Origin of the sequence: Mammaliicoccus lentus, assembly GCF_002902755.1 — a bacterium.
In the GTDB taxonomy this organism is placed as follows: domain Bacteria; phylum Bacillota; class Bacilli; order Staphylococcales; family Staphylococcaceae; genus Mammaliicoccus; species Mammaliicoccus lentus.
The window spans coordinates 1-21,802 of the sequence record NZ_PPRS01000034.1; the positions used below are offsets into that span (position 1 = coordinate 1).

19 protein-coding genes, 6 tRNA genes, 1 rRNA gene and 1 pseudogene are annotated in these 21,802 nt (G+C 32.7%); 3 read left to right on the forward strand and 24 right to left on the reverse strand.

All coding sequences use genetic code 11. The annotated features are described in order from the left end of the window. Nucleotides 1-123 precede the first annotated feature (123 nt). The 3 genes from CD135_RS09490 to CD135_RS09500 are packed head-to-tail and all read right to left on the reverse strand — an operon-like array spanning nucleotide 124 to nucleotide 2,070. Complete coding sequence (locus tag CD135_RS09490) at nucleotides 124-858, reverse strand: metallophosphoesterase family protein (RefSeq protein WP_103269332.1); 735 nt, start codon at nucleotides 856-858, stop codon at nucleotides 124-126. Nucleotides 859-882: 24 nt separating this feature from the next. Further along, the gene (locus CD135_RS09495) at nucleotides 883-1,524 is read right to left on the reverse strand and encodes an SDR family oxidoreductase (protein WP_103269333.1); all 642 of its coding nucleotides are present in this window, start codon (nucleotides 1,522-1,524) and stop codon (nucleotides 883-885) included. Nucleotides 1,525-1,536: 12 nt separating this feature from the next. Beyond that, nucleotides 1,537-2,070: a CHAP domain-containing protein gene (locus tag CD135_RS09500; RefSeq protein WP_016998489.1), complete on the reverse strand. Its 534-nt coding sequence runs from the start codon at nucleotides 2,068-2,070 to the stop codon at nucleotides 1,537-1,539. 181 nt (nucleotides 2,071-2,251) lie between these two features. On the opposite strand from CD135_RS09500, the gene CD135_RS09505 reads away from it, so the two are divergent. After that, nucleotides 2,252-3,199, forward strand: coding sequence for a hypothetical protein (locus CD135_RS09505; protein WP_245942489.1), 948 nt, complete (start codon nucleotides 2,252-2,254; stop codon nucleotides 3,197-3,199). A 59-nt stretch (nucleotides 3,200-3,258) separates the two neighbouring features. On the opposite strand, the gene CD135_RS09510 is transcribed toward CD135_RS09505, so the two are convergent. From CD135_RS09510 to CD135_RS09530, 5 genes are all read right to left on the reverse strand, one after another. Next, nucleotides 3,259-3,918, reverse strand: coding sequence for a haloacid dehalogenase type II (locus CD135_RS09510; protein WP_103269334.1), 660 nt, complete (start codon nucleotides 3,916-3,918; stop codon nucleotides 3,259-3,261). Nucleotides 3,919-4,116: 198 nt separating this feature from the next. Beyond that, nucleotides 4,117-4,971 (reverse strand): HAD family hydrolase, encoded by an 855-nt coding sequence (locus CD135_RS09515; RefSeq protein WP_103269335.1) that lies wholly within the window; start codon nucleotides 4,969-4,971, stop codon nucleotides 4,117-4,119. Nucleotides 4,972-5,035: 64 nt separating this feature from the next. After that, a complete protein-coding gene (locus CD135_RS09520) occupies nucleotides 5,036-5,815 on the reverse strand; it encodes an ABC transporter ATP-binding protein (protein WP_103269336.1) in 780 nt (259 codons plus the stop codon). A 146-nt stretch (nucleotides 5,816-5,961) separates the two neighbouring features. Further along, a complete protein-coding gene (locus tag CD135_RS09525) occupies nucleotides 5,962-6,414 on the reverse strand; it encodes a GNAT family N-acetyltransferase (protein WP_103269337.1) in 453 nt (150 codons plus the stop codon). A gap of 18 nt (nucleotides 6,415-6,432) precedes the next feature. Further along, nucleotides 6,433-7,047 carry a DedA family protein gene (locus CD135_RS09530; RefSeq protein WP_016998496.1) on the reverse strand — a complete coding sequence of 205 codons (615 nt, stop codon included), beginning with the start codon at nucleotides 7,045-7,047 and terminating at the stop codon, nucleotides 6,433-6,435. A 237-nt stretch (nucleotides 7,048-7,284) separates the two neighbouring features. Here CD135_RS09530 and CD135_RS09535 point away from each other — a divergent pair, with 237 nt between their 5' ends. Both CD135_RS09535 and CD135_RS09540 read left to right on the forward strand, forming a co-directional pair. After that, complete coding sequence (locus CD135_RS09535; RefSeq protein WP_338141524.1) at nucleotides 7,285-8,727, forward strand: sodium:solute symporter family protein; 1,443 nt, start codon at nucleotides 7,285-7,287, stop codon at nucleotides 8,725-8,727. A gap of 31 nt (nucleotides 8,728-8,758) precedes the next feature. Continuing rightward, nucleotides 8,759-10,324, forward strand: a pseudogene (locus CD135_RS09540) (amidohydrolase). Nucleotides 10,325-10,333: 9 nt separating this feature from the next. Here the strand turns inward: CD135_RS09540 and CD135_RS09550 are convergent. The 16 genes from CD135_RS09550 to rrf form a co-directional block, all read right to left on the reverse strand. Then, entirely contained in the window at nucleotides 10,334-11,113 is a 780-nt protein-coding gene (locus tag CD135_RS09550; RefSeq protein ID WP_103269340.1) for an SDR family NAD(P)-dependent oxidoreductase, read from the reverse strand. Nucleotides 11,114-11,407: 294 nt separating this feature from the next. Beyond that, entirely contained in the window at nucleotides 11,408-11,614 is a 207-nt protein-coding gene (copZ, locus tag CD135_RS09555; protein ID WP_016998500.1) for a copper chaperone CopZ, read from the reverse strand. 20 nt (nucleotides 11,615-11,634) lie between these two features. After that, nucleotides 11,635-14,019, reverse strand: coding sequence for a heavy metal translocating P-type ATPase (locus CD135_RS09560; RefSeq protein WP_103269341.1), 2,385 nt, complete (start codon nucleotides 14,017-14,019; stop codon nucleotides 11,635-11,637). A 15-nt stretch (nucleotides 14,020-14,034) separates the two neighbouring features. Continuing rightward, nucleotides 14,035-14,337 carry a metal-sensing transcriptional repressor gene (locus CD135_RS09565; RefSeq protein WP_016998501.1) on the reverse strand — a complete coding sequence of 101 codons (303 nt, stop codon included), beginning with the start codon at nucleotides 14,335-14,337 and terminating at the stop codon, nucleotides 14,035-14,037. Between the two features lie 196 nt (nucleotides 14,338-14,533). Continuing rightward, nucleotides 14,534-16,336: a glutamine--fructose-6-phosphate transaminase (isomerizing) gene (gene glmS, locus CD135_RS09570; protein WP_064205297.1), complete on the reverse strand. Its 1,803-nt coding sequence runs from the start codon at nucleotides 16,334-16,336 to the stop codon at nucleotides 14,534-14,536. Between the two features lie 486 nt (nucleotides 16,337-16,822). After that, a complete protein-coding gene (gene glmM, locus CD135_RS09575; protein ID WP_103269342.1) occupies nucleotides 16,823-18,175 on the reverse strand; it encodes a phosphoglucosamine mutase in 1,353 nt (450 codons plus the stop codon). 23 nt (nucleotides 18,176-18,198) lie between these two features. Further along, nucleotides 18,199-19,134: a CdaR family protein gene (locus CD135_RS09580; protein WP_016998505.1), complete on the reverse strand. Its 936-nt coding sequence runs from the start codon at nucleotides 19,132-19,134 to the stop codon at nucleotides 18,199-18,201. After that, nucleotides 19,135-19,941, reverse strand: coding sequence for a diadenylate cyclase CdaA (gene cdaA, locus CD135_RS09585; RefSeq protein WP_103269343.1), 807 nt, complete (start codon nucleotides 19,939-19,941; stop codon nucleotides 19,135-19,137). A gap of 134 nt (nucleotides 19,942-20,075) precedes the next feature. Further along, complete coding sequence (gene rocF / locus CD135_RS09590; RefSeq protein ID WP_103269344.1) at nucleotides 20,076-20,981, reverse strand: arginase; 906 nt, start codon at nucleotides 20,979-20,981, stop codon at nucleotides 20,076-20,078. Between the two features lie 223 nt (nucleotides 20,982-21,204). Next, nucleotides 21,205-21,277 (reverse strand) — tRNA-Lys (locus CD135_RS09595). Between the two features lie 3 nt (nucleotides 21,278-21,280). Then, a tRNA-Gln gene (locus CD135_RS09600) sits at nucleotides 21,281-21,355 on the reverse strand. Between the two features lie 4 nt (nucleotides 21,356-21,359). Then, nucleotides 21,360-21,443, reverse strand: a tRNA-Tyr gene (locus CD135_RS09605). A 21-nt stretch (nucleotides 21,444-21,464) separates the two neighbouring features. After that, a tRNA-Val gene (locus tag CD135_RS09610) sits at nucleotides 21,465-21,540 on the reverse strand. 9 nt (nucleotides 21,541-21,549) lie between these two features. Beyond that, nucleotides 21,550-21,621: transfer RNA gene (locus CD135_RS09615), tRNA-Glu, on the reverse strand. Nucleotide 21,622: 1 nt separating this feature from the next. Next, nucleotides 21,623-21,697, reverse strand: a tRNA-Asn gene (locus CD135_RS09620). A gap of 16 nt (nucleotides 21,698-21,713) precedes the next feature. Further along, a 5S ribosomal RNA gene (gene rrf, locus CD135_RS09625) occupies nucleotides 21,714-21,802 on the reverse strand; the annotation flags it as partial.

Below are 21,802 nucleotides of genomic sequence, written 5' to 3' on the forward strand. Positions count from 1 at the left end.
AATTACATTAAAAATGGCCAAATCCATAGCTTAGCTATGAATTTGACCAAAAAGACATTTTTATTATTTAGTTGTCTACTTGACAGGGTTAACTTCATTTACTTTAAAAGGAAGGCTTTTTATTTAAATAAATGATTCAAATATCAATTCTTTTCCTGGAACATTCTTTTCTTCGAAGCCATCTAAAAATGCTTGGTTATCATATGGTACTTTAATACGTTCAACATTTATTGCACCATCTTTAACTTCAACGATACCATACACGGCATAAGCACCGTTGTTAAGACCTACTGAACCAGGGTTAAAATAAATTGTCTCAATATCATCAAAATGGTGTAACACGTGATTGTGTCCAAATGTAACAAAGTCTGCATCTATACCATTAAATAAGCCGTGAACATGTTCTAAAGATGGTTCAACGATTGGTTGAAACGGATCTTCACTTATATGCTTATCCATATCTTCTTCTAATATACGATAATGGGTAAAGTAAAAATTCAGTCCATCTATTTCTTTTGTGATTTCTCGGTCTAATTGATCTAAAAAAGTATAAAATTTAGAATCAAGATGTTCTACTATCCATTGATGGTGTTCGTAAAATTTATTTTTAAGACTTTCAGGATACGTTTCATTATGAGCTACTGCCATGATTGCTTCATCATGATTTCCAGCAATATTAGTCATATCCTTGCGATTTGTAACAAGGTCCAATACTTCATTCGTCTTATGACCAACTCCGATATTATCACCTAAATTATAAATGTGTTCTATATCAGAACGACTATCTATATCCTTTATCACCGCTTCTAAAGCATCATAATTACCATGTATATCTGTTAAAATAGCAAATTTAACCATAATACATCTCCTTAAATCACACTATTATTGTTGATTCACTGCTTCTGTTATATCTATATTTCCAGTAACAACTTGGAATTCTTTTCCGATTGTACCATCGTTATTTAAAACAGCTTGTATAACTGAAGCAACGTCTTGGCGAGGGACTTCTCCACGTTCAACTTCTCCTGCTATTTCAACTTTTCCAGTGCCCTCATTATTAGTTAATAAGCCAGGATGTACAATTGTATAAGGTAGTTCAGATCTTCTTAAATGATCATCTGCATAATGTTTTGCGATTGTATAAGGTTTTAAATCACCTTCGAATGCCGAACGTCTTGTATCAAATGATGAAACGAGAACGAAGTGTTCAATATTAGCTCGTTTACTTGCTTCTATTGATTTCACAGCACCATCTAAATCAATAATAATTGTTTGGTCAGCACCAGTGTGTCCACCAGAACCAGCAGTGAAAACAACTTTATCTGCATCTTTAATTTTTTCAGCAATATCATCAATATCGTCATACTCTAAATCAAGAGAAGCTGTTTTAGCGCCTATTTCTTCAAAATAGCTAGCTTGGTTCGTTTTTCTTATTCCTGCTGTTACTTGATTACCTTCTTCTACTAAATCTTTTACAAGTAATCTACCGATTTGTCCATTTGCACCTATAACGAATATATTCATATAAAACACTCCTTATATTTTTTCATGGATAAATTGATAATTATGCAATCTATCCGATGTAATAACTCTTTTTGTTACTTCATATGGTTTCTCATAGTTCATATCTGATACAACTATATTACCATTTGAGTGTACTTCTTTTACAATTGCTACATGACCTAAATCACCATAATCTGTTTGGAGTATAGAACCTTTTGCTGGCTTACCATTCACTTTAAAGCCATCTTTTTTAGCCCTTTCCGCCCAGTGTTTAGCATCTCCCCACGAAGTTGGGATTCTTTTATCTATTTTTAAGCGTTCTTCAAATACATAAAAAGTACATTGTCCTTCTTGATAGAAATTACCTAGTGAACGGTCATCAGTTTTATCTTTTTGTTTAATTTGTTCTGTTCGTGATGCTATTTCTTTTTGTCGCATTTCTTTTTGAATATTATCAACATATTGGGTTACAAAGTTGAAGCCACCTTGTTGCTTGAATAAGATAAGCATCGTAATGATTATAACCCAAGTAACGATAAACATCGTGAAACGAAATAACTTCTTCATAGCTCACTCCTAAATTTAATCTACCCTCAATATATGAGTAATTTAATATGATATCAAACAAACTGCTTATTATGATAATTATATTAACTTTATCTTCATCCATATTTTTGACAATATTATGACATTTATAAAACTTTTTATGTTACGCTATTGATATAAAATAGAATACGGAGTGATCAATATGTTTGAATTTCATTTAGATTATTGGCGAAATGGTCGAGGACTTCATTTAAAGACAGTTCTCCTTTCAATATTAACGTCAATTATTCTTGGTATCATCATGTTAGTGCCAGGTGTTATATTTTTAATAGGTGCCATTAGCATGATATCTTCTCAAGATTTCTCTGGCGAGCCTTCAGGCGGAGGTATCGTAGCCTTTTTAATATCTATGGTAATAGGTTTTATCGTTAGTTTATTATTATATGTTTTTGTCTTAATACCTATGACTTATGGGTTCTTAAAATATTATAAAGATACAGACTTAGGACGTGCGCCAAGATTTTCTGATTTGTTATTATTCTTCAAGAAAGGTAAATACGTAAAGACACTTAAACTAACTGCAATTATGTTTGTCATTTCTGTTGCATTAGCAATTGTATTATATATCGTTGTGTTTATTGTAGAATTGATATTTATCGCGATATTTGGCACTTCAGCTGCGTTTATAAACGAAAATAACTTTGGTGCTATGTCAGTATCATTCTTAATTATTATGTTACTTATGATGTTAATCATCTTTGCGCTTTACATACCAATTTATTATGTTGTCATTTTCTTAGTTAATACGGTTCTTGTACATATTGACCAACAATCACTGCCAACACTAAATAAATTATCTATAGGTTGGAACATCACAAGTAAAGGTCCTAAAAGTGCGTGGAAATTACTATTTAGTAATGTATTATATTTCATTGTTGCTTATATCATACTCGCTATAATCGCAGTTATTACCGCGCTTATAATATCATTACTTCCTGACGTACTAAAAATATTACTTGGCATTTTCGCTTATATTTTCGCATTTGTTTATTTAATAGCTATGAGTTATATCATGTACGGAAGTGCAATGAACTTCTATCATAAAAATAAAAATGCACTATACCCACAAAATGATCAACCTGATGAATAAATGATTAATAAAAAACTGAGAATCAAACCTTTAATTTGGATGTTTCTCAGTTTTTTTCATTATTTTATTAAAGAAATTAAACCGTATAAAGTCTGGTATTCATAGTCAGGTTCAACATCGATATGTTCAAACTCCGTTAAATATCTATTAATCCATGCTGTCTTATATCCAAAATTCTGGGCACCAATAATATCCCATTTATTAGAAGAAACAAATAAAATATCTTCTTTGTTTAAATCTAATTTTTCATATAAATATTTATAACTGTTTGAATCTGGCTTATAAAGCCCTATTTCTTCTAAAGCTACAATATGTTTAAATTTATCTTCTATATGTGCATGTTCTAAAACAGTTAATATCATCTCTTCATTTCCATTGCTAAATACAATCTTATCTATATTCTCTAACTGATTTAAAACTTGTTCAGTTTCAGGAAAAGCTTCTAGCTTATTATATTCGTTTACACATTCAGATACATCTTCTGAATCGTAATCATATTCATTTCTATCTAATACATACTCAAGTGAGTCTTTTACTACGAGACTGAAAGGTTTATATTGATTTACTAATTGTCTTACGTGAATATATTCAATTAACTTTTGTCGCCAAGCTTTTGCGATTTTTTCTCCGTTGCCCGGAAATAACTTCTCACACTTATTTTTAACACTATCGATATCAAATAATGTTCCATATATATCAAATACTATCGCTTTAATCATAGTATCACTCCTTCAAACGAGTACTATTATTAATATATCCGAACATTATTATTTCAATCGTTCCAAATAAATTGTGCACTACTTACATCTACGTAAATTACACGGCTAAAATATGACTTCTAACCAAAATAATTCTCCTAACCCGTTATTTTAAACTAACAGATTAGGAGAATTACTTTTGTATGAGATTCTTATGTTTTATTCAGATAAAAATTTAAGTTTTAAAAATTCTGCTGCGCCATTTTCGAGGTTAGATAATTGTGTTACTTCTTTACCTAGTAGCTTAATATGATCTGGTGCATTTTTCATTACGATAGGATTATCTACATGTTCTAACATTTGTCTGTCATTATCACTATCACCAATAGCGTAAGTTATAGCATCTTCTTCTATTTCGAAATGCGTTAAAACTTTTTGAATAGCTGTCGCTTTATTAACGCCTTTAGGCATTGTTTCTAAATTACAAGGTGTTGAATTTGATATTGATATATTTAAAGTTTCTTTTAAAGGTTCAACTACTTTTTCCCATCTATCGATATCAGTGTGATACTTTTTGAAGAAATAGATTTTAGAATAGGCATCATTTGGTATTTCATCTACCCAAGTGATTTTATCTTTCATTGCTTCTAATCTCGATTTCCATTCATTAATTTCTACATCTGCATCATCTGACTGCTCAAGTTCTGAAACTAATAATGCTTTATCACGATTTAAAACTATTCTATCTTTATGATAAGGGAATAACTCATAATATATTTGGTGTTCTTCAGCTAAATCAATTAATTTATGTACTGTATCCATTTCTAACTGATATTTAAATATTTCTTCACCATCAATATAACCAACTGCTCCATTTGAAGATAAAATACCATCTACTTCAAAATCATCTGGCACAAGATAGTGTATCTCGTCATATGCGCGACCGGTTGCTAGAAAGACTTTCACACCTTTATTACGTACCTCTTTAATAATTTGAGTTGTGTAATTTGTTACTCTATTATCTTCATTTAAAATCGTACCGTCCATGTCTAAAAAAACTACTTGCGTTGTCATGTATAATCCTCCAAAGTTTATTTCCATTATTATTATTTCACGGAAGATTTATTTAATCAATTTTTTAGACTTTAGATAAAATTGGACGTCCACTTTTAAAAGTTACATCTACTTCTATATTGAATAAATCACTCATAGTTTCTGAATTAACAACTGATTCAATGCCTCCTGAAGCAAATACTTGTCCTTCTTTCAGCAACAATATATGTTTGAACACTGGCAATACCTCTTCTAAATGATGCGTTACATAAATCATTGTCGGACCATTTTTATCTTGACCGATATTTCCAATTCTTTCTAATAAATCCTCTCTTGCAACAAAATCTAAGCCGTTAGTCGGTTCGTCTAAAATAAGTAACCTAGGTTCTGACATTAAAGCTCTACCAATTAACACACGTGTTTGTTCACCTTGAGATAATGTACTAAATCTTCTATTTATATATGGTGTAATACCTAGCATCGCACAAATTTCTTCAGCTTTATTTCTAATCTCATCTGTAGGATCCTCGTATACACCAATTGAAGCATACGCTCCGCTAATAACAGTTGTAAAAGCATTATCTTCTTGACGCATTTTTTTAAATAATGATTGTGAGACGTAACCGATTTGCTTTCGAATATTATCCGCTGAGTAACCTGGTTTGCCTTGTTTCATATCTAATATTTCAAATTCGCCAGACGATGGCGCTGTATAAGCATTTATAATATCTAATATAGTAGATTTACCTGCTCCATTTAAACCATACAACACCCAATTATCCCCATCGTTTATTTCCCAAGAAATATCTTTTAATATGTAATTACCTTCACGTATCCAGTTGATATTTTTTAAATCAAGTAACATTTTGTCATCCCCTCAAAGTTTTCATAATATTCACTCATTGTACATGAAATTACTTTGATGTTAAAGACCGGGATTCTAACAAGACTCTCATAAAAGAAGGAGTCTAAAACATAAATAACTGTCTCAGACTCCTTGATTATAATTTTCTATTTTAATTCTAATTCTAACCGAACCATATCTTTGCACTGTATGCCATTCTCATAAATGGGCTCATCATAATATTTTATAAAGTAATCAATATCAATGGACTTCATTCTAAAGCCTGCTTGTTGATATAGCTTTAATTGCCCAATGCCTGAATTACCAGTACCAACAGTAACAGTGTGACAATCTAAATTTTTAGCTACTTCAATAATATAATTTACTAACTGTTTACCTATACCTTGATGTTGATAATGTGAATCCACAGCTAAGTTTACAAGTTCAAATGTATTTGGCCTCGTTAATAATCCGACTACAATACCTACTGGTTGTCCTTCTTTAACAAATGCAAATACTTCTCCACGTGAAGTATTTGCATTTATTGCTTTTTGATTATCATCTGCTAATGAAAGCAACTCATAATGCTTATCAGTTAACAATTTGCATGTTTGGATCATCACATTCACCTACAGTTTTTATTTAGTAGAAGTTTTTTTCCTTTTTATAAACCAAATTATAAAAATTACCGCACTTACTGCAATAACTACATACATAATATTTGAATAAACATCCATGTAATTTACAATTTGGTGCCAATTATTCCCTACTTTTGCTCCAACTAGAACAAGTACTAAGTTCCATATTAATGTACCTAACGTCGTTAATACTAAAAACAGCCATTGATTCATACCACTCATACCGGCTGGGATAGATATTAAACTTCTAATAAGTGGAATAAACCTACAGAAAAATACTGTCCAAGGTCCATATTTATCAAACCAAGCATCAGCTTTTCTAACATCTTCTTTTGTTAACCTTAAATACTTTCCCCATTTTTCAATGATTCGTTCAAGACGCTCAACGTTGAGAATACGACCAATCCAATATAATATGACCGCTCCACCTACAGAACCAATCGTCGATGCTACGACCACACCGAATATAGATAATTCGGATTTAGTCGTCATAAACCCTCCAAAGGTCAAAATGACTTCAGATGGTATAGGTGGAAATACATTCTCAACTAATATTAATAAGGCTATACCAAAATAGCCAAACTGTTCCATTACACTTGTTATCCAACTCTCCATTAATAGACTCCTTTAAGTTGTTTTCAATAATTTATTACCGTATTACATAAAACATAAACCATAAATTCAAAAAATTAAAAATAAAAGTTAAACTCCATTATATAACATTACAAGTGTGTTAGTGTCGGACTTTAGTATGAACATTTAATTAACGATTGTTATTTAAAATTTTCTGATTAATTAGAAATATTCAATAATTTACTTTATACTCTTATTGTAACATTTTAAAAGAGAGTGATGAATTTGGGTTGGTATGCAACTTACTTTATAGTTTATTTCATATTTATGCTTGCAATAGCATATTATTATTTCAAAAAAATCAAAACTTATGAGGATTACTTAATCGGTGGTTGGAACACTGGGTTTTGGCAAATTACGGGGACAATTATAAGTACATTTTGTGGAGCCGCAGTATTCATCGGTTGGGTAGGACTCGGTTTTACAGTTGGGTTATCAGGTTATTGGAAATTCGCTTTTGTAGCGATTTTATTTTCATTAATATTAATCTTAGGATTTGCCAGGCCACTTAGAAGGCAAAAGCTCATTACTTTAGCAGATTTATTTACTAAAAGATTTGGTGGTAAAGCAGGAGTAGTGCCTTCCATACTATCTGCGTTTATATATTCAGTACCGACAACAGCTCTACAAATGGTCGGTATGTCTACTGTCTTTAATATTACTTTTGATATGAATGTTTCATTAGGTATATTTATATCATTTGTCGTCATCTTAATATTCACTGTAATCGGAGGATTACCAGCAACTATGTTAACTGATGCTATTCAATCAATCATCATTATTATTGGTGTCGTTATTCTTGCGGTTGTTACGGTAGTTCATGTTGGAGGACTTTCAACACTTTTTGAAAACAGTAGCTCTAAACTTTTAAGTATTTCAGGACCAGATGGTTATGGGGAAGTCTTACTTTATGCATTATCAGTCGGGCCATTTTATTTAGTATGGCAATCTATTTGGCAGAGAATCTTTGCTGCAAAAAGCGAAAATGTAGCTGTTTCAGCAAATGCCTTAGGGTTTGTAATTTCAGGTTTCATTTCTATTTTACCTTTTATTATTGGCTTAGCAGCAAGACAATTTGTTCCGCTTGATATGCACCCTGACTTAGTTTTTTCATATGTAACAGATTTATTATTATCTAGCCCACTAGGAGGACTTGTATTCTTAGGTTTATTAGCTGCTTTAATGACAGGAGCAACATCATTTATTTTACAAGGTAGCAGTAACCTGACAATTGATTTTTATCAAACATTTATTAATAAAAATGCTAGCAGCAGAAAAATGTTAGTATTTTCGAGAATTTCAGTTGCAATCATAACAATATTGGCTTGTTTATTTGCATATACTGTAAGTGATATCGCTACTACATACCAATGGGCTTTAAGATTAACATCTACTATACTTGTCATACCATTTATTGCAGTAATGTTCTGGAAAGGTGTAACGAAAATTGGCGTTATGGTAAGTATGATAGGAACAGCAATACTTGTCTTATTATATCCTTTATTTAATTTACCTATTGATCATGCAATATTTGGATTTATAATTTCATTTATTTTATTAGTAGGCACAAGTTTACTAACTAAACACGATAAGTTAGAAACGATTCAAGCTGCTTATTTTGAAAAATTAGACAACCCGAATTTGGAGGATTATTATGAGTAACTTAATGATTAAAAACGTTAATATTATAGACATGGTTATTCCTAAACCTTATAAAAGTAATATATTAATTAAAGATGGAAAGATTAAAGAAATTAATACATCTATCAGTAATCAAAATGTTGAAACATTAGATGGTAAAGAACAATTTATTATACCTGGTTTTATTGATACACATAGTCATTTATTACTTTATGGCTTATTTAAAGAATTAGTAGATGTAAGGCCTGAAGCAGTTAAAAATATTTCAGACATTAAAAAAGCATTGAAACAACAATTACCTAAAAAGGATTCAGGGGAATGGATAGTTGGTCAAGGTTACAACGAACTAGAACTTGATGAAGAACGACATATTACGAAGCAAGAACTCGATGAAGTTTCAACTGAACACCCTATTTACTTACGTCATAGCTCTGCACATATGGGGGTTGCAAACAGTAAAGCTCTAGAAATAGCAAATATTAATGATGAAACAGAAAATCCTGAAGGTGGCTATTTTTCTAAAACGGATGGTACCTTAAACGGTTTACTTTATGAATTACCAGCAGTAGAAAAACTGTTACCTTATTTACCGAAACCATCTAAAGAAGAGATGATTGATGCGCTGAAAAATGCTGCTCAAGATTATATTGAAAAAGGTATTACAACAGCTTCAGAAGCGTCGGTTGGTCTAGCTCATGGTAAAGATGATATATCTGCTTATCATGAATATATACAATTAGAAAATGACATTAATTTAAGGATCATGATAGATTACCAACTGCTATTAAATGATGAAAGAATCAAAGATAAAACATATCAAGAATTAAATGAACAAGTACAAACACTTTCAAACCAAAAATGTACTTTGGATAGCGCTAAATTTTTCCAAGATGGATCAATCCAAATAAATACAGCAGCACTCACACAACCTTATAAAAATGAAAATACAAAGAGTGAGATTATTATAAAACAAGAAACATTAGAAAGTTTATATACATCGTTCGCAGAAAAAGGATTTCCATTAACAACGCATGTGAATGGCGATGCTGCTATTAAATCCATTATAAAAGCTTATTCTAAAATACAGTCTTTACCAAATTATAATCATGAAACACGAATTGAACATATTCAAACTGGTGAATATGAAGACATTGTGGCAATGAAAAACAATCAAATTTCCGGTTCATTTTTTACTAATCATATATATTATTTTGGTGATCAACATTATGAAAAATTTTTAGATCCTAATCGGGCAAATCTAATAGATCCTGCAAGATAGGCTCAAGATTTAGACGTGTTATATACGCTGCATTCAGACTGTCCTGTAACGCCCATCTCTCCAATAGATAATATAATGATTGCTTGTAATCGTAAAACAAAAAGCGGACGTACTTTAGGTGAAGAATTGAAATTAACACGCCTAGAATCATTAAAAGCAATGACTATAAACGGCGCAAAGCTCAACCATACCGAAAATCAAAACGGTACAATTGAGCCTAATAAAAACGCTGATTTTGTAATATTGAATCATAACCCATTAGACGAATCAATCGATCTAAATGATGATATGATTCAATATACGATTATTGGAGGAAAAGTAGTATATAAACGCTCATAGCCCATTAAATTATAAAGTGCCTATGAATCCACCATCAATATTAACTGAAGCTCCAGACACATATGAAGCGGCTGATGATGATAAGAAAGTAATCACATTGGCCGCTTCTTCTGTGTTCCCAATTCTTCCTAAAGGAATTGAACGGTCAATTTTTGAGTATTCTTCCCAAGATAACTCAGGATTTTCGTTTTTCCATCTTTTTTCTAATTGTTCACTTCTTATAAGTCCTATACATACTGTATTGACTCTTATATTATATTCACCTAAATCTTTACTCATCGCTTTTGTAAGTGCCATGCCAGCAGCTCTTGATACAGAAGTCGGCAACGATGATTTAGGAGGTGTCTTGCCTAACGCTGCTGTGACATTAATGATTGAACCTTGTTCATTTTCTTTCATATAAGGGATTGCTGCTTTTGAACAATTTATGGCTCCAAATAATTTTAAATCAAGATCATCTTCCCAAAGTTCATTTTCCACTTCTTCAAACGCATGAGCTTGGGATGTACCAGCATTGTTCACTAATATATCTATCGTTCCAAACTTACCCACTGTTTCTTCTACAGCTTTTATACATTCTGACTTATCTGTTACATCAGCAACAATAATTTGGACATTAGCTTTTGTGTGTTTTTGAATATAACTTTTTGCTTCTTCTAATCTATCTTTATTTCTAGCACAAATAGCTACTTTTGCTCCCTCTTTCGCCAAACATAAAGCTGATTCTAAACCGATACCTTTACTGCCTCCAGTAATTAATGCTACTTTGTTCTCTAATTTAAAATCCATCTAATACCCCTTTCTTTAGTTGTACTTATATATCAATATACGTTAGTCTATATCTTACTGCAAAAATTCCCCCTTGTTTTCATGATGACTCTAGTTTCCTTATAAAAATAGGAGTGGACAGAAATTTCATTTTCTTAAAAAGATTTCGTAGTCCCACACTGCTTAGAATGACTAATATTGAAAAAAGCTTTTTATAAACTTATTTTCAGTCAAATCAGCTACTGCCAATACAAAATAAAGTCCTAGACAATTATTTATGTCCAGGACTCATATAAAATTCATTATATTTTCTTGTTATGCTTCAACATCGTATCCTTGATCTTCTATTGCTTCTTTCATCTGGTCAAAGTTTACTTTGCCTTCTTCATATGCTACTTGTACATTATTTTCTTCTAAGTTTACAGCGGCATTATTTACACCATCTAATTGATTTAAAGCACCTTCTACTGATGATTTACAATGATTACAAGTCATACCTTCTACTTTAATTGTTTGTTCCATTATATACATCTCCTTATAATTTATAGTTTAACTCTTTTTAATCTTAAAGCATTAGTGACAACACTAACTGAACTTAGAGCCATTGCAGCCCCTGCTATCCACGGTGCTAATAAACCGAGGGCAGCTATAGGTATACCAGCTGTGTTATACCCAAATGCCCAGAATAAGTTTTGTTTAATATTTTTAATTGTTGCGTGACTAATCTTGATTGCTTTAGGGATTAATAATAGTTCTCCCCCTAAAATCGTTACGTCAGCTGCTTCTATCGCTACTTCAGTTCCAGTTCCTATAGCTATTCCGATATCTGCTACTACTAATGCAGGTGCATCATTTACACCATCTCCGACCATAGCTACTTTCTTGCCTTTATCTTGTAAAGCTTTTATTTCATTTGATTTTTCTTCTGGTAATACTTCTGCTATAACTGAATCAATACCTACTTGCTTAGCAATAGCTTTCGCAGTTCTTTCATTATCACCTGTAAGCATAATTACTTCTAATCCTTCATCTTGCATCAGTTTAATCGCTTCAGGTGCCGTTTCTTTAATTGTATCAGCAACTGCTACTACGCCTTTATATTGACCATTAACTGCCATTAACATTGCAGTTTTACCTTGATGTTCAAAGTTTGTAAGTGTTTCTTCAACTTGATTAACTGAAATTTGAGCATCAGTCATTAGTTTTCTATTACCTACTAATATTTCATTTCCATCTATAGTTGCTTTTATACCGTGTCCAGGTATTGCATCAAAGCTTGATACGTCTTTTAAAGTTAAATCTTTTTCTGTAGCATATGCAACTATTGCTTCAGCTAGTGGATGTTCAGATCCTCTTTCTGCACTTGCCAACAATTGTAAAGTTTCATCGTCACCTGTAAAGTCAGTCACTTCTGGTTTTCCTTTTGTTATTGTTCCTGTCTTATCTAGAACAATAGCATTTAATTGGTGTGTTCTCTCTAAGTGTCCGCCACCTTTAAATAAAATACCACTTTCTGCTGCTTTACCCGTGCCTACCATGATAGAAGTAGGTGTTGCTAACCCTAAAGCACATGGACAAGCAATAACGAGCACTGCAATTGCAGCTACAAGTGCGCCTTCAAATTGTCCTGGGTTAACTAAAGTTATCCATATCACAAATGTTAAGATTGCTATTCCAACCACGATTGGTACGAAATAACCTGATATAACATCGGCAAGTCTTTGTATAGGAGCTTTAGACCCTTGAGCTTCTTCTACAACTTTAACGATTGATGCTAAAGCAGTATCTGAACCAACTTTTGTTGCTTTCATTTCAATTGAACCATTTTTATTAATTGTTGAACCAATTAACGCTTCATCTATTGATTTCTCTACCGGTATAGATTCACCAGTAATCATTGATTCATCAATAGAAGTATTTCCTTTTATAACTTTACCGTCTACTGGTATTTTTTCACCAGGTTTAATTCTTAAAACATCACCTACTACAACTTCTTCTACAGGTATCATCATTTCTTTGTCTTCTCTAATAACCCTTGCTTCTTTCGCTTGTAAATTAAGAAGTGATGATAATGCATTTGTTGTTTGACTTTTTGCTCTTTGCTCTAAATATTTACCGAATAAAATAAGAGTGATTAGAACTGCGCTTGTTTCAAAGTATAAATGTGGCATGTATTCTGGATTACCAATAGTTTTAATCGCTTCGTATAAACTATAAAAATATGCCGCACTAGTACCTAATACAACAAGCACATCCATATTGGCGCCGCCGTTTCTCAAATTTTTATATGCTCCAATATAGAACTGCCATCCTATTACGAATTGAACAGGTGTAGCAAGAATAAATTGAAACCATGGATTCATAAATATACTAGGTAATTGAACATTAAATAAATGAACAAGCATTGTCATGAATAGTGGTAAGGATAAAACTGCTGAAATAATTAATTTTAATTTCATTTGTTTTATTTCTTTTTGTTTGTGTGTTTCTTTATTTTTCATTTCACTTTTTGCTTGTGCATCATATCCTAATTTTTTAATTTTATCTATGATTGCTTTAATATCCACTATTTCAGGATTATATTCTATATTAGCCTGTTCTGTAGTTAAATTAACTGTTGCTTGCTCAATGCCTTCTTGTCTATTTAATACTTTCTCGATACGACTTGAACATGCTGCACATGTCATACCAAATACATCAAGTTCTGCCTTTTCTGTTAACACGCCATATCCAAGTTTTTCAATTTTATTAGTTATATCCTTTAAAGAAGATTGTTCAGGATCAAATGAAACAGATGCTTTTTCTGTTGTTAAGTTCACTTTGGCATCTACACTGTCCATTCTATTTAACACTTTCTCAATTCGACTTGAACATGCTGCACATGTCATGCCAGTGACGCCAACAGTTGTTTGTTTCTGATTTGCCACTTATACCACACCTCCTTATTTAGAAAATTGTTTAAGAACACTCATTAATTCATCTATTGTTTCTTCGCCTTCGCCTTTTTGGATAGCATCTGTAACACAATGTTTAATATGACGTTCTGTTACTGCAAACCCAACATTCTTAAGTGCAGACTGTATAGCACTAATTTGAACGAGTATATCCACACAATAACGGTCTTCTTCAACCATACTTTGAATACCTCGTACTTGCCCTTCAATACGTTTTAATCTATTTAATACTTTCTCTTTTTCTTCTTTAGTTCTTGGTGTTACAGGATGATCATGTAAAAACTCTCCCATATACTCACGTCCTTTCTTAATTAACACTATACCCCCCTAGCGTATATTTTTCAAGTTTTTTGTTTATAAAATTAAATATGATACATAATTTTCTATAAAAAAATCTATTAGTCCAACCGGGCAATGATTACTGGCAATATAAAAAAAGAGCCGGAGACATTGATTATGTCCCAGACTCTTTAAAAACTAAAATATATTATTCAACTGTTACTGATTTAGCTAAGTTACGTGGTTTATCTACGTCACAGCCTCTGTGAAGCGCTGCGTAATAAGAAACTAATTGTAGTACTACTACTGAAACAAGTGGTGATAATAATTCATGTACATGTGGGATTACATAAGTATCCTCATCATGTTCTAATCCTTCCATAGAAATGATACAAGGATTAGCTCCACGTGCTACTACTTCTTTTACATTACCACGGATAGATAAGTTAACTTTTTCTTGAGTAGCTAATGCAATAATTGGCGTACCTTCTTCAATTAAAGCAATTGTTCCGTGTTTCAACTCTCCTCCAGCAAATCCTTCTGCTTGAATATACGAAATTTCTTTAAGTTTTAAAGCACCTTCTAAGCCAACATAGTAATCCATCGTACGACCAATGAAGAATGCGTTGCGAGTTGTTTCTAAGAAATCTTTAGCAATTTGTTCCATTTTAGAAGCATCATCGACGATAGCTGTAATAGCTGTCGTTACTTTTGCAAGTTCTGGTAAAATATCAACACCTGTTTCTTTACCATGAGCATTTGCTACAACTTGTGAAAGAATCGCTAATACTGCGATTTGAGCTGTATATGCTTTTGTAGAAGCAACAGCAATTTCAGGACCTGCATGTAAGATTAATGTATGATCCGCTTCACGAGATAAAGTAGAGCCAGGAACATTTGTAATCGTCAGTGCTTTATGACCAAGACGTTTCGCTTCAACTAATACTGCACGACTATCTGCTGTTTCACCTGATTGTGAAATAAAGATAAATAATGGTTTCTTAGATAGTAATGGCATATTGTAAACAAATTCTGAAGCTACATGTACTTCCGTAGGTACTTCAGCCCATTTTTCGATATATTCTTTACCTACTAAACCAGCATGATAACTTGTACCACAAGCTACAATGTATATTCTATCTGCTTGTGCAACATCATCGATAATTTCTTTATCGATTTTTAAGTTACCTTCATCATCTTGATAATTTTGAATAATGTTACGCATAACTGCAGGTTGTTCATGAATTTCTTTTAACATGTAATGATCGTAAGTACCTTTTTCAACATCTGATGCATCAATTTCTGCTTTATAGCTATCTCTATCGATAACATTGCCTTCTTGATCTTTAATGATTACTTTATCTTTTTTCACTATTACAATTTCATTATCTACTAACTCTTTATAAGTATCTGTGACAGCTAGCATCGCAATTGCATCTGAAGCAATAACATTGAAGCCATCTCCAACACCAACTAATAATGGTGATTTATTTTTAGCAACATAAATAGTTTCTGCATCTTGTTCATCTAATAAGCCTAATGCATAAGAACCATGTAGTAATGATAATACTTTATTAAAAGCTTCTTCAGTTGTTAAACCTTCATTTGAAAAATGTTCAATTAATTCTACAATTACTTCAGTATCAGTATCTGATTTAAATGTTACACTTTGTAAAAATTCATTTCTTAATTGTTCATAGTTCTCTATTACACCATTGTGTACTAAAGTAAAACGACCTGATGTTGATTGGTGAGGGTGTGCATTTTCGTAGTTAGGTACACCATGTGTTGCCCAACGAGTATGTCCAATCCCAATATTTCCATCAAAATCATTATCTGCAACTTTACGTAATTCAGCAATTCTACCTTTTTCTTTAAATACTTTTATTTCTTCTTCGTTACGAACAGCAATACCTGCTGAATCATAGCCTCTATATTCTAATTTTTCTAATCCTCTAAGTAATAATTCTTTTGCATTGGCTGTACCAATATATCCGACGATTCCACACATAAATTAAATTCCTCCAATTTTAAATAAGCGGTTAGACAACTTCAAAAAGTGTCCAGTCGCTTTCAGTACGTTATTGACTTCATGGCTGTTTCAATGACTTTGGACATACAGTCACCCATATGCTTTAACCATTGAACTTTCGAATGAGCCACATCCGGGATAGCATCCGCCGATAATTCGATAACCTTCCTCCTCGTCAACAAAAGCGAAATTATTCATTCAACATGTATCTGAATATACACGCATCTTTAGTCATAATTCCCTTTTGTTCAGGCGCTATAAGTTTCCTTATTTTGATAAACCTCACAATCCTCCTTTAGTGAACTTTCTTTATTCTACAATGAATCTCAGTATTGTGCAATTATATCACTATATATATCAACTTATTTTATAAATTTATATTAAATGAACTTGTGATAATAATTTATAATAAAAAAACGGTTGAGCCATAAAACATATGACTCAACCGCTTTTATATTCATTTAATTATTCAATTCCCATTTCTCTTTTAACAACTTCTGCAATACTATTTACATATCTTTCAGCATCTTCTTCAGTTTTAGCTTCTACCATTACACGAACTAACGGTTCTGTTCCAGATGGACGTACTAAAATACGGCCTTCTCCATTCATTTCAACTTCAACTTTTGTAATAATTTCTGCAACTTTAGTATTTTCTTCAACACCATACTTATCAGAAACTTTTACATTCACTAAACGCTGAGGATATTTTTTCATTTTACTTGCTAATTCGCTTAATGATTTACCCGTTCTTTTAACGATGCTTGCTAAATGTACACCTGTTAGTAAACCATCACCTGTTGTATTATAGTCCATTAATACGATATGGCCAGATTGCTCGCCACCAAGACTATAAGAACCTCTTCTCATTTCTTCTACAACATATCTGTCGCCTACTTTAGTTTTGTCGGATTTTATACCTATTTCTTCTAAAGCTTTATAGAAACCTAAATTACTCATTACTGTTGATACAACCATATTATCTTTTAATTCACCTTGTTCAGCCATATCTTGCGCTAAAATGAACATAATTTGGTCACCGTCTACTATTTGACCTTTTTCATCAACCGCTATAATTCTGTCTCCATCACCATCAAATGCTAAACCAAAATCTGCTTCGTACTCTACAACTGCATTAGATAATTCTTCAGGATGTGTAGATCCAACATTTAAATTAATATTATAGCCATCCGGTTTACAACCAATTGTCTCACTAGAGGCTTCTAAATCTCCGAATAAATAAGGAGCTAGAGAATATGTAGCACCGTGCGCACCGTCTAATACAATTTTAAGCCCTTCTAAGTCTCCATCCACTGTTGACTTAATATAGCTCATATATTTTTGAGCGCCTTCGAAATAATCAGATATATGATTTAATTCCTTACCTGTAGGTCTTGGTAAATTATCTTCAGTTGAATCTAATAATTTTTCTATTTCTAATTCTTCATCATCAGTCAGCTTGAAACCATCTGGTCCGAAGAATTTAATACCATTATCAGCTACTGGATTATGAGAAGCACTAATCATAACACCTAAATCTGCTTCTACTTCTTTAGTTAAATAAGCTACACCTGGTGTTGAAATGACACCTAATCTCATAACTTCTGCTCCTATTGATGATAGACCAGCAATTAAAGCAGATTCTAACATTTCTCCTGATACTCGTGTATCTCTACCTACTAATACTTTCGGGTTTTCGCTATTATGCTTTTTAGCTAAAACATATCCACCAAATCTACCTAATTTAAAAGCAATTTCAGGAGTTAATTCAGAATTCGCTACTCCCCTTACACCATCAGTACCAAAATATTTGCCCATTTGTAATTCTCCTTTTATTTCCATTAGTTTTTAGAAGTTTTTATTTTTGCTTCGACTTTGTTGAATTCGGCTTCGTCTATATCATCAGGTAAATTTAAATCTACCTTTTTCGTTGTATCATTATCGATATCCGATACATCTACTGGCACATCTATTGAACTAATACCATCTAATACATTACGTGAACCGTATATTTTAACTTCTGATTTATCTAAACTTATATCGTCAATATTTGTGTTTTTTGAAGCAGATCCTTTTGTGACAGGATTTAAACTTACTGTTTTACTCGATCTCGCAACTTTAATGTTTACATTAACGGTATCAGGTCTAATTTGAACATCTAATTTGTTCAAGTTACTATCTAGTACGCTAATGCCTGCTTTCTCAGTTGTATCATCAGTAAGTTGTTTATTCTCATCTAATGTTGCCTTTACATATGCGATTTTATTTAATTCTTCTTGACCACCAGTAATCGTTATTTGTGATGGATTAACTGTTTCACCTAATAATTCATAACCGGAAGCGATTCTATTTTGATTGATTTCAGCTTCGATTGGGAATTTCTTAGATACTTTTTCTTGTAAAGAAACAGTTGTGGTTTTCGGAATAACTTGATAATTCAAATCTTTGTTTAATCCTTTTACTTTAAAGCTTTCTTTATATTCTCCTACTGATTTATTCTTTAGATTAAGTTCCACCTTAAAATTAAGTAATTTTTCTGTTTTTAAGATTGTAGATTGTGGTCCTGAAACTTTAACATCTACTGTCTTAGGTGCACCTGATAAGTATAATTCTTTAGAATTGTAAACTGTTTCAACAGGAACATCCTCTATAACATGATCAGAATTTTTTAACGTTGTTTCGTTAAATAAACTACCAAATACATTATTAACAGATAAGAACATGACTAAAGCTAGTACTAATGCGACAAAACGTAATCCCCATTTAGATTCTAGCATCTACTTCACATCCTTTCTGCTTTGAACAGAACCAAACCAATGCTCAACTAGTAATTCCCTAAAAGTATCACTAGATATTTCTTTTCTTAATTTACCATCAAATGAAACAGAAATCGACCCCGTTTCTTCAGATACAACTACTGTAAATGCATCTGAAACTTCAGAGATACCTACCGCCGCTCTATGTCTTGTACCTAAACTTTTAGATATTTTTTGACTATCTGATAATGGTAAGTAACTTGCAGCTGTAGCAATCTTTTGTTCTCTAATAATCATAGCCCCATCATGTAATGGTGTATTAGGAATGAATATATTAGTGAGTAGCTCTTGAGTAATATCAGCGTTAATAGGGATGCCCGTCTCTATGTAATCCTGCAAACCTGTTTCTTTCTCAAAGACTATGAGTGCACCTATACGTCTCTTAGCCATGTATTGAACAGCTTTATCGATACTATCAGTTAGACGTTCTTGTTCAGCAGAGGTCGTTACATTTACGCGTTTAAACAAGCTACCTCTACCTAACTGTTCTAGAGCTCTTCTAAACTCTGGTTGGAATATAACAATAATCGCTAAAAATCCCCATTGTAATACGAAGTCAAATAATAGCGTTGTTGTTGTTAAATTTAAAAAATCACTTACTGTTCTACCAATTATGATGAAAAATATACCTTTTAATAATTGTATCGCTTTTGTACCTTTCGCTACTGTAATAATTAAGTACAATACATACCATACAATAATCAAATCAAGTATACCTGTTATAACTTTTATGGCACTTAAATCGCCAAAAATGTCAGGTAACTGCATAGTATCTCCTCCGTATTTCGTTAACCTATTATTTATTATATCAATTTTTCAGTTATATTGTTAATTTAAATAAAAAAGAAGTCTCTATAATTAGAGACTTCTTTATTTATAATGATTTTATTCATAATTGTCAATTATAATAGTTTTTCACCAAAAAATGAACCCATTAATCCAATCGCTAATCTAGCTGTTTTATTATATTCATCAATAAGTGGGTTTACTTCTACTAAGTCAGCAGAAACAATCAATTTAGATTCATGCAACATTTCCATCGCAAGATGGCTTTCTCTATATGTAGCTCCACCAGGTACAATAGTTCCTGTTCCTGGTGTTTCAACAGGATCTAAAGCATCAACGTCTAGCGATAAGTGAATACCATCCGTTTTATCTTTTAGATATTCTATCGTTTCTGAAATGACTTGTCCCATACCTAACCTATCAATATCAGCCATAGTATATGTTAAAATACCTGCTTCTTTTATGTACTTTTTCTCGCCTTCATCTAAATCTCTCATACCTATTAATACGACATTTTCAGGTTTAACTTTATTTTTATATCCACCAATGTTTGTCAGTGCTTCATCACCTTCACCAATCAATGCTCTTAATGGCATACCGTGTATATTTCCGCTAGGAGAAGACTCTAACGTATTTAAATCACCGTGTGCATCGTACCAAATCACGCCTAAATTTTCATAGTGTCTACTAATACCAGCTATAGAGCCTATTGATAAAGAATGATCTCCACCTAGTATGAGTGGAAAGTGACCTTTTTCAACGGTTTCATTCACAGATTCGTATAAATTATTTGAAAAAGCAATTACTTCCTCTAAATTACGAAGACCTTTTTGTTCACTTTTATATTTCTTCATGTCTAGAACTGGTGATTGAACATTACCTTTATCAATTACTTCATGTCCAATATCTTCTATTCTCTCTATTAAACCAGCATATCTTAATGCATCCGGTCCAAAGTTAACACCTAATTTACGTTGACCAAAGGCAGTGGGTGCACCAATAATTTCAATACGTTTACTCATATTTTAAATCCCCCTTAATTGTCATTACTATTATATTCTAGTATATGTAAGCACTTACATCAAGGTATATAAGGGTTTATGGATATTATTAATATATTACAAATATTTATTCATATATGTATATAGAAACGCCTTTGCAACAATATCCTAATACATATACATGTATATGCAAAAACGCTTAAAAACAAAAAAGACATTAGTGAAATCACTAATGTCTTCAATATGAGCCATAGAGGATTCGAACCTCTGACCCTCTGATTAAAAGTCAGATGCTCTACCAACTGAGCTAATGGCTCTAATGGCTGGGCTAGCTGGATTCGAACCAGCGGGTGACGGAGTCAAAGTCCGTTGCCTTACCGCTTGGCTATAGCCCAACAATGGTGGAGGGGGGCAGATTCGAACTGCCGAACCCGAAGGAGCGGATTTACAGTCCGCCGCGTTTAGCCACTTCGCTACCCCTCCAGCTTATTTAGTTATTAGAAATGGTGGAGAATGACGGGTTCGAACCGCCGACCCTCTGCTTGTAAGGCAGATGCTCTCCCAGCTGAGCTAATTCTCCATATAAAAATGACCCCTACGGGACTCGAACCCGTGTTACCGCCGTGAAAGGGCGGTGTCTTAACCGCTTGACCAAGGGGCCATGGCTCCACAGGTAGGATTCGAACCTACGACCGATCGGTTAACAGCCGATAGCTCTACCACTGAGCTACTGTGGAATAATACTAATAATTTGCCCGGCAACGTCCTACTCTCGCGGAACGTAAGCCCAACTACCATCGGCGCTAAAGAGCTTAACTTCTGTGTTCGGCATGGGAACAGGT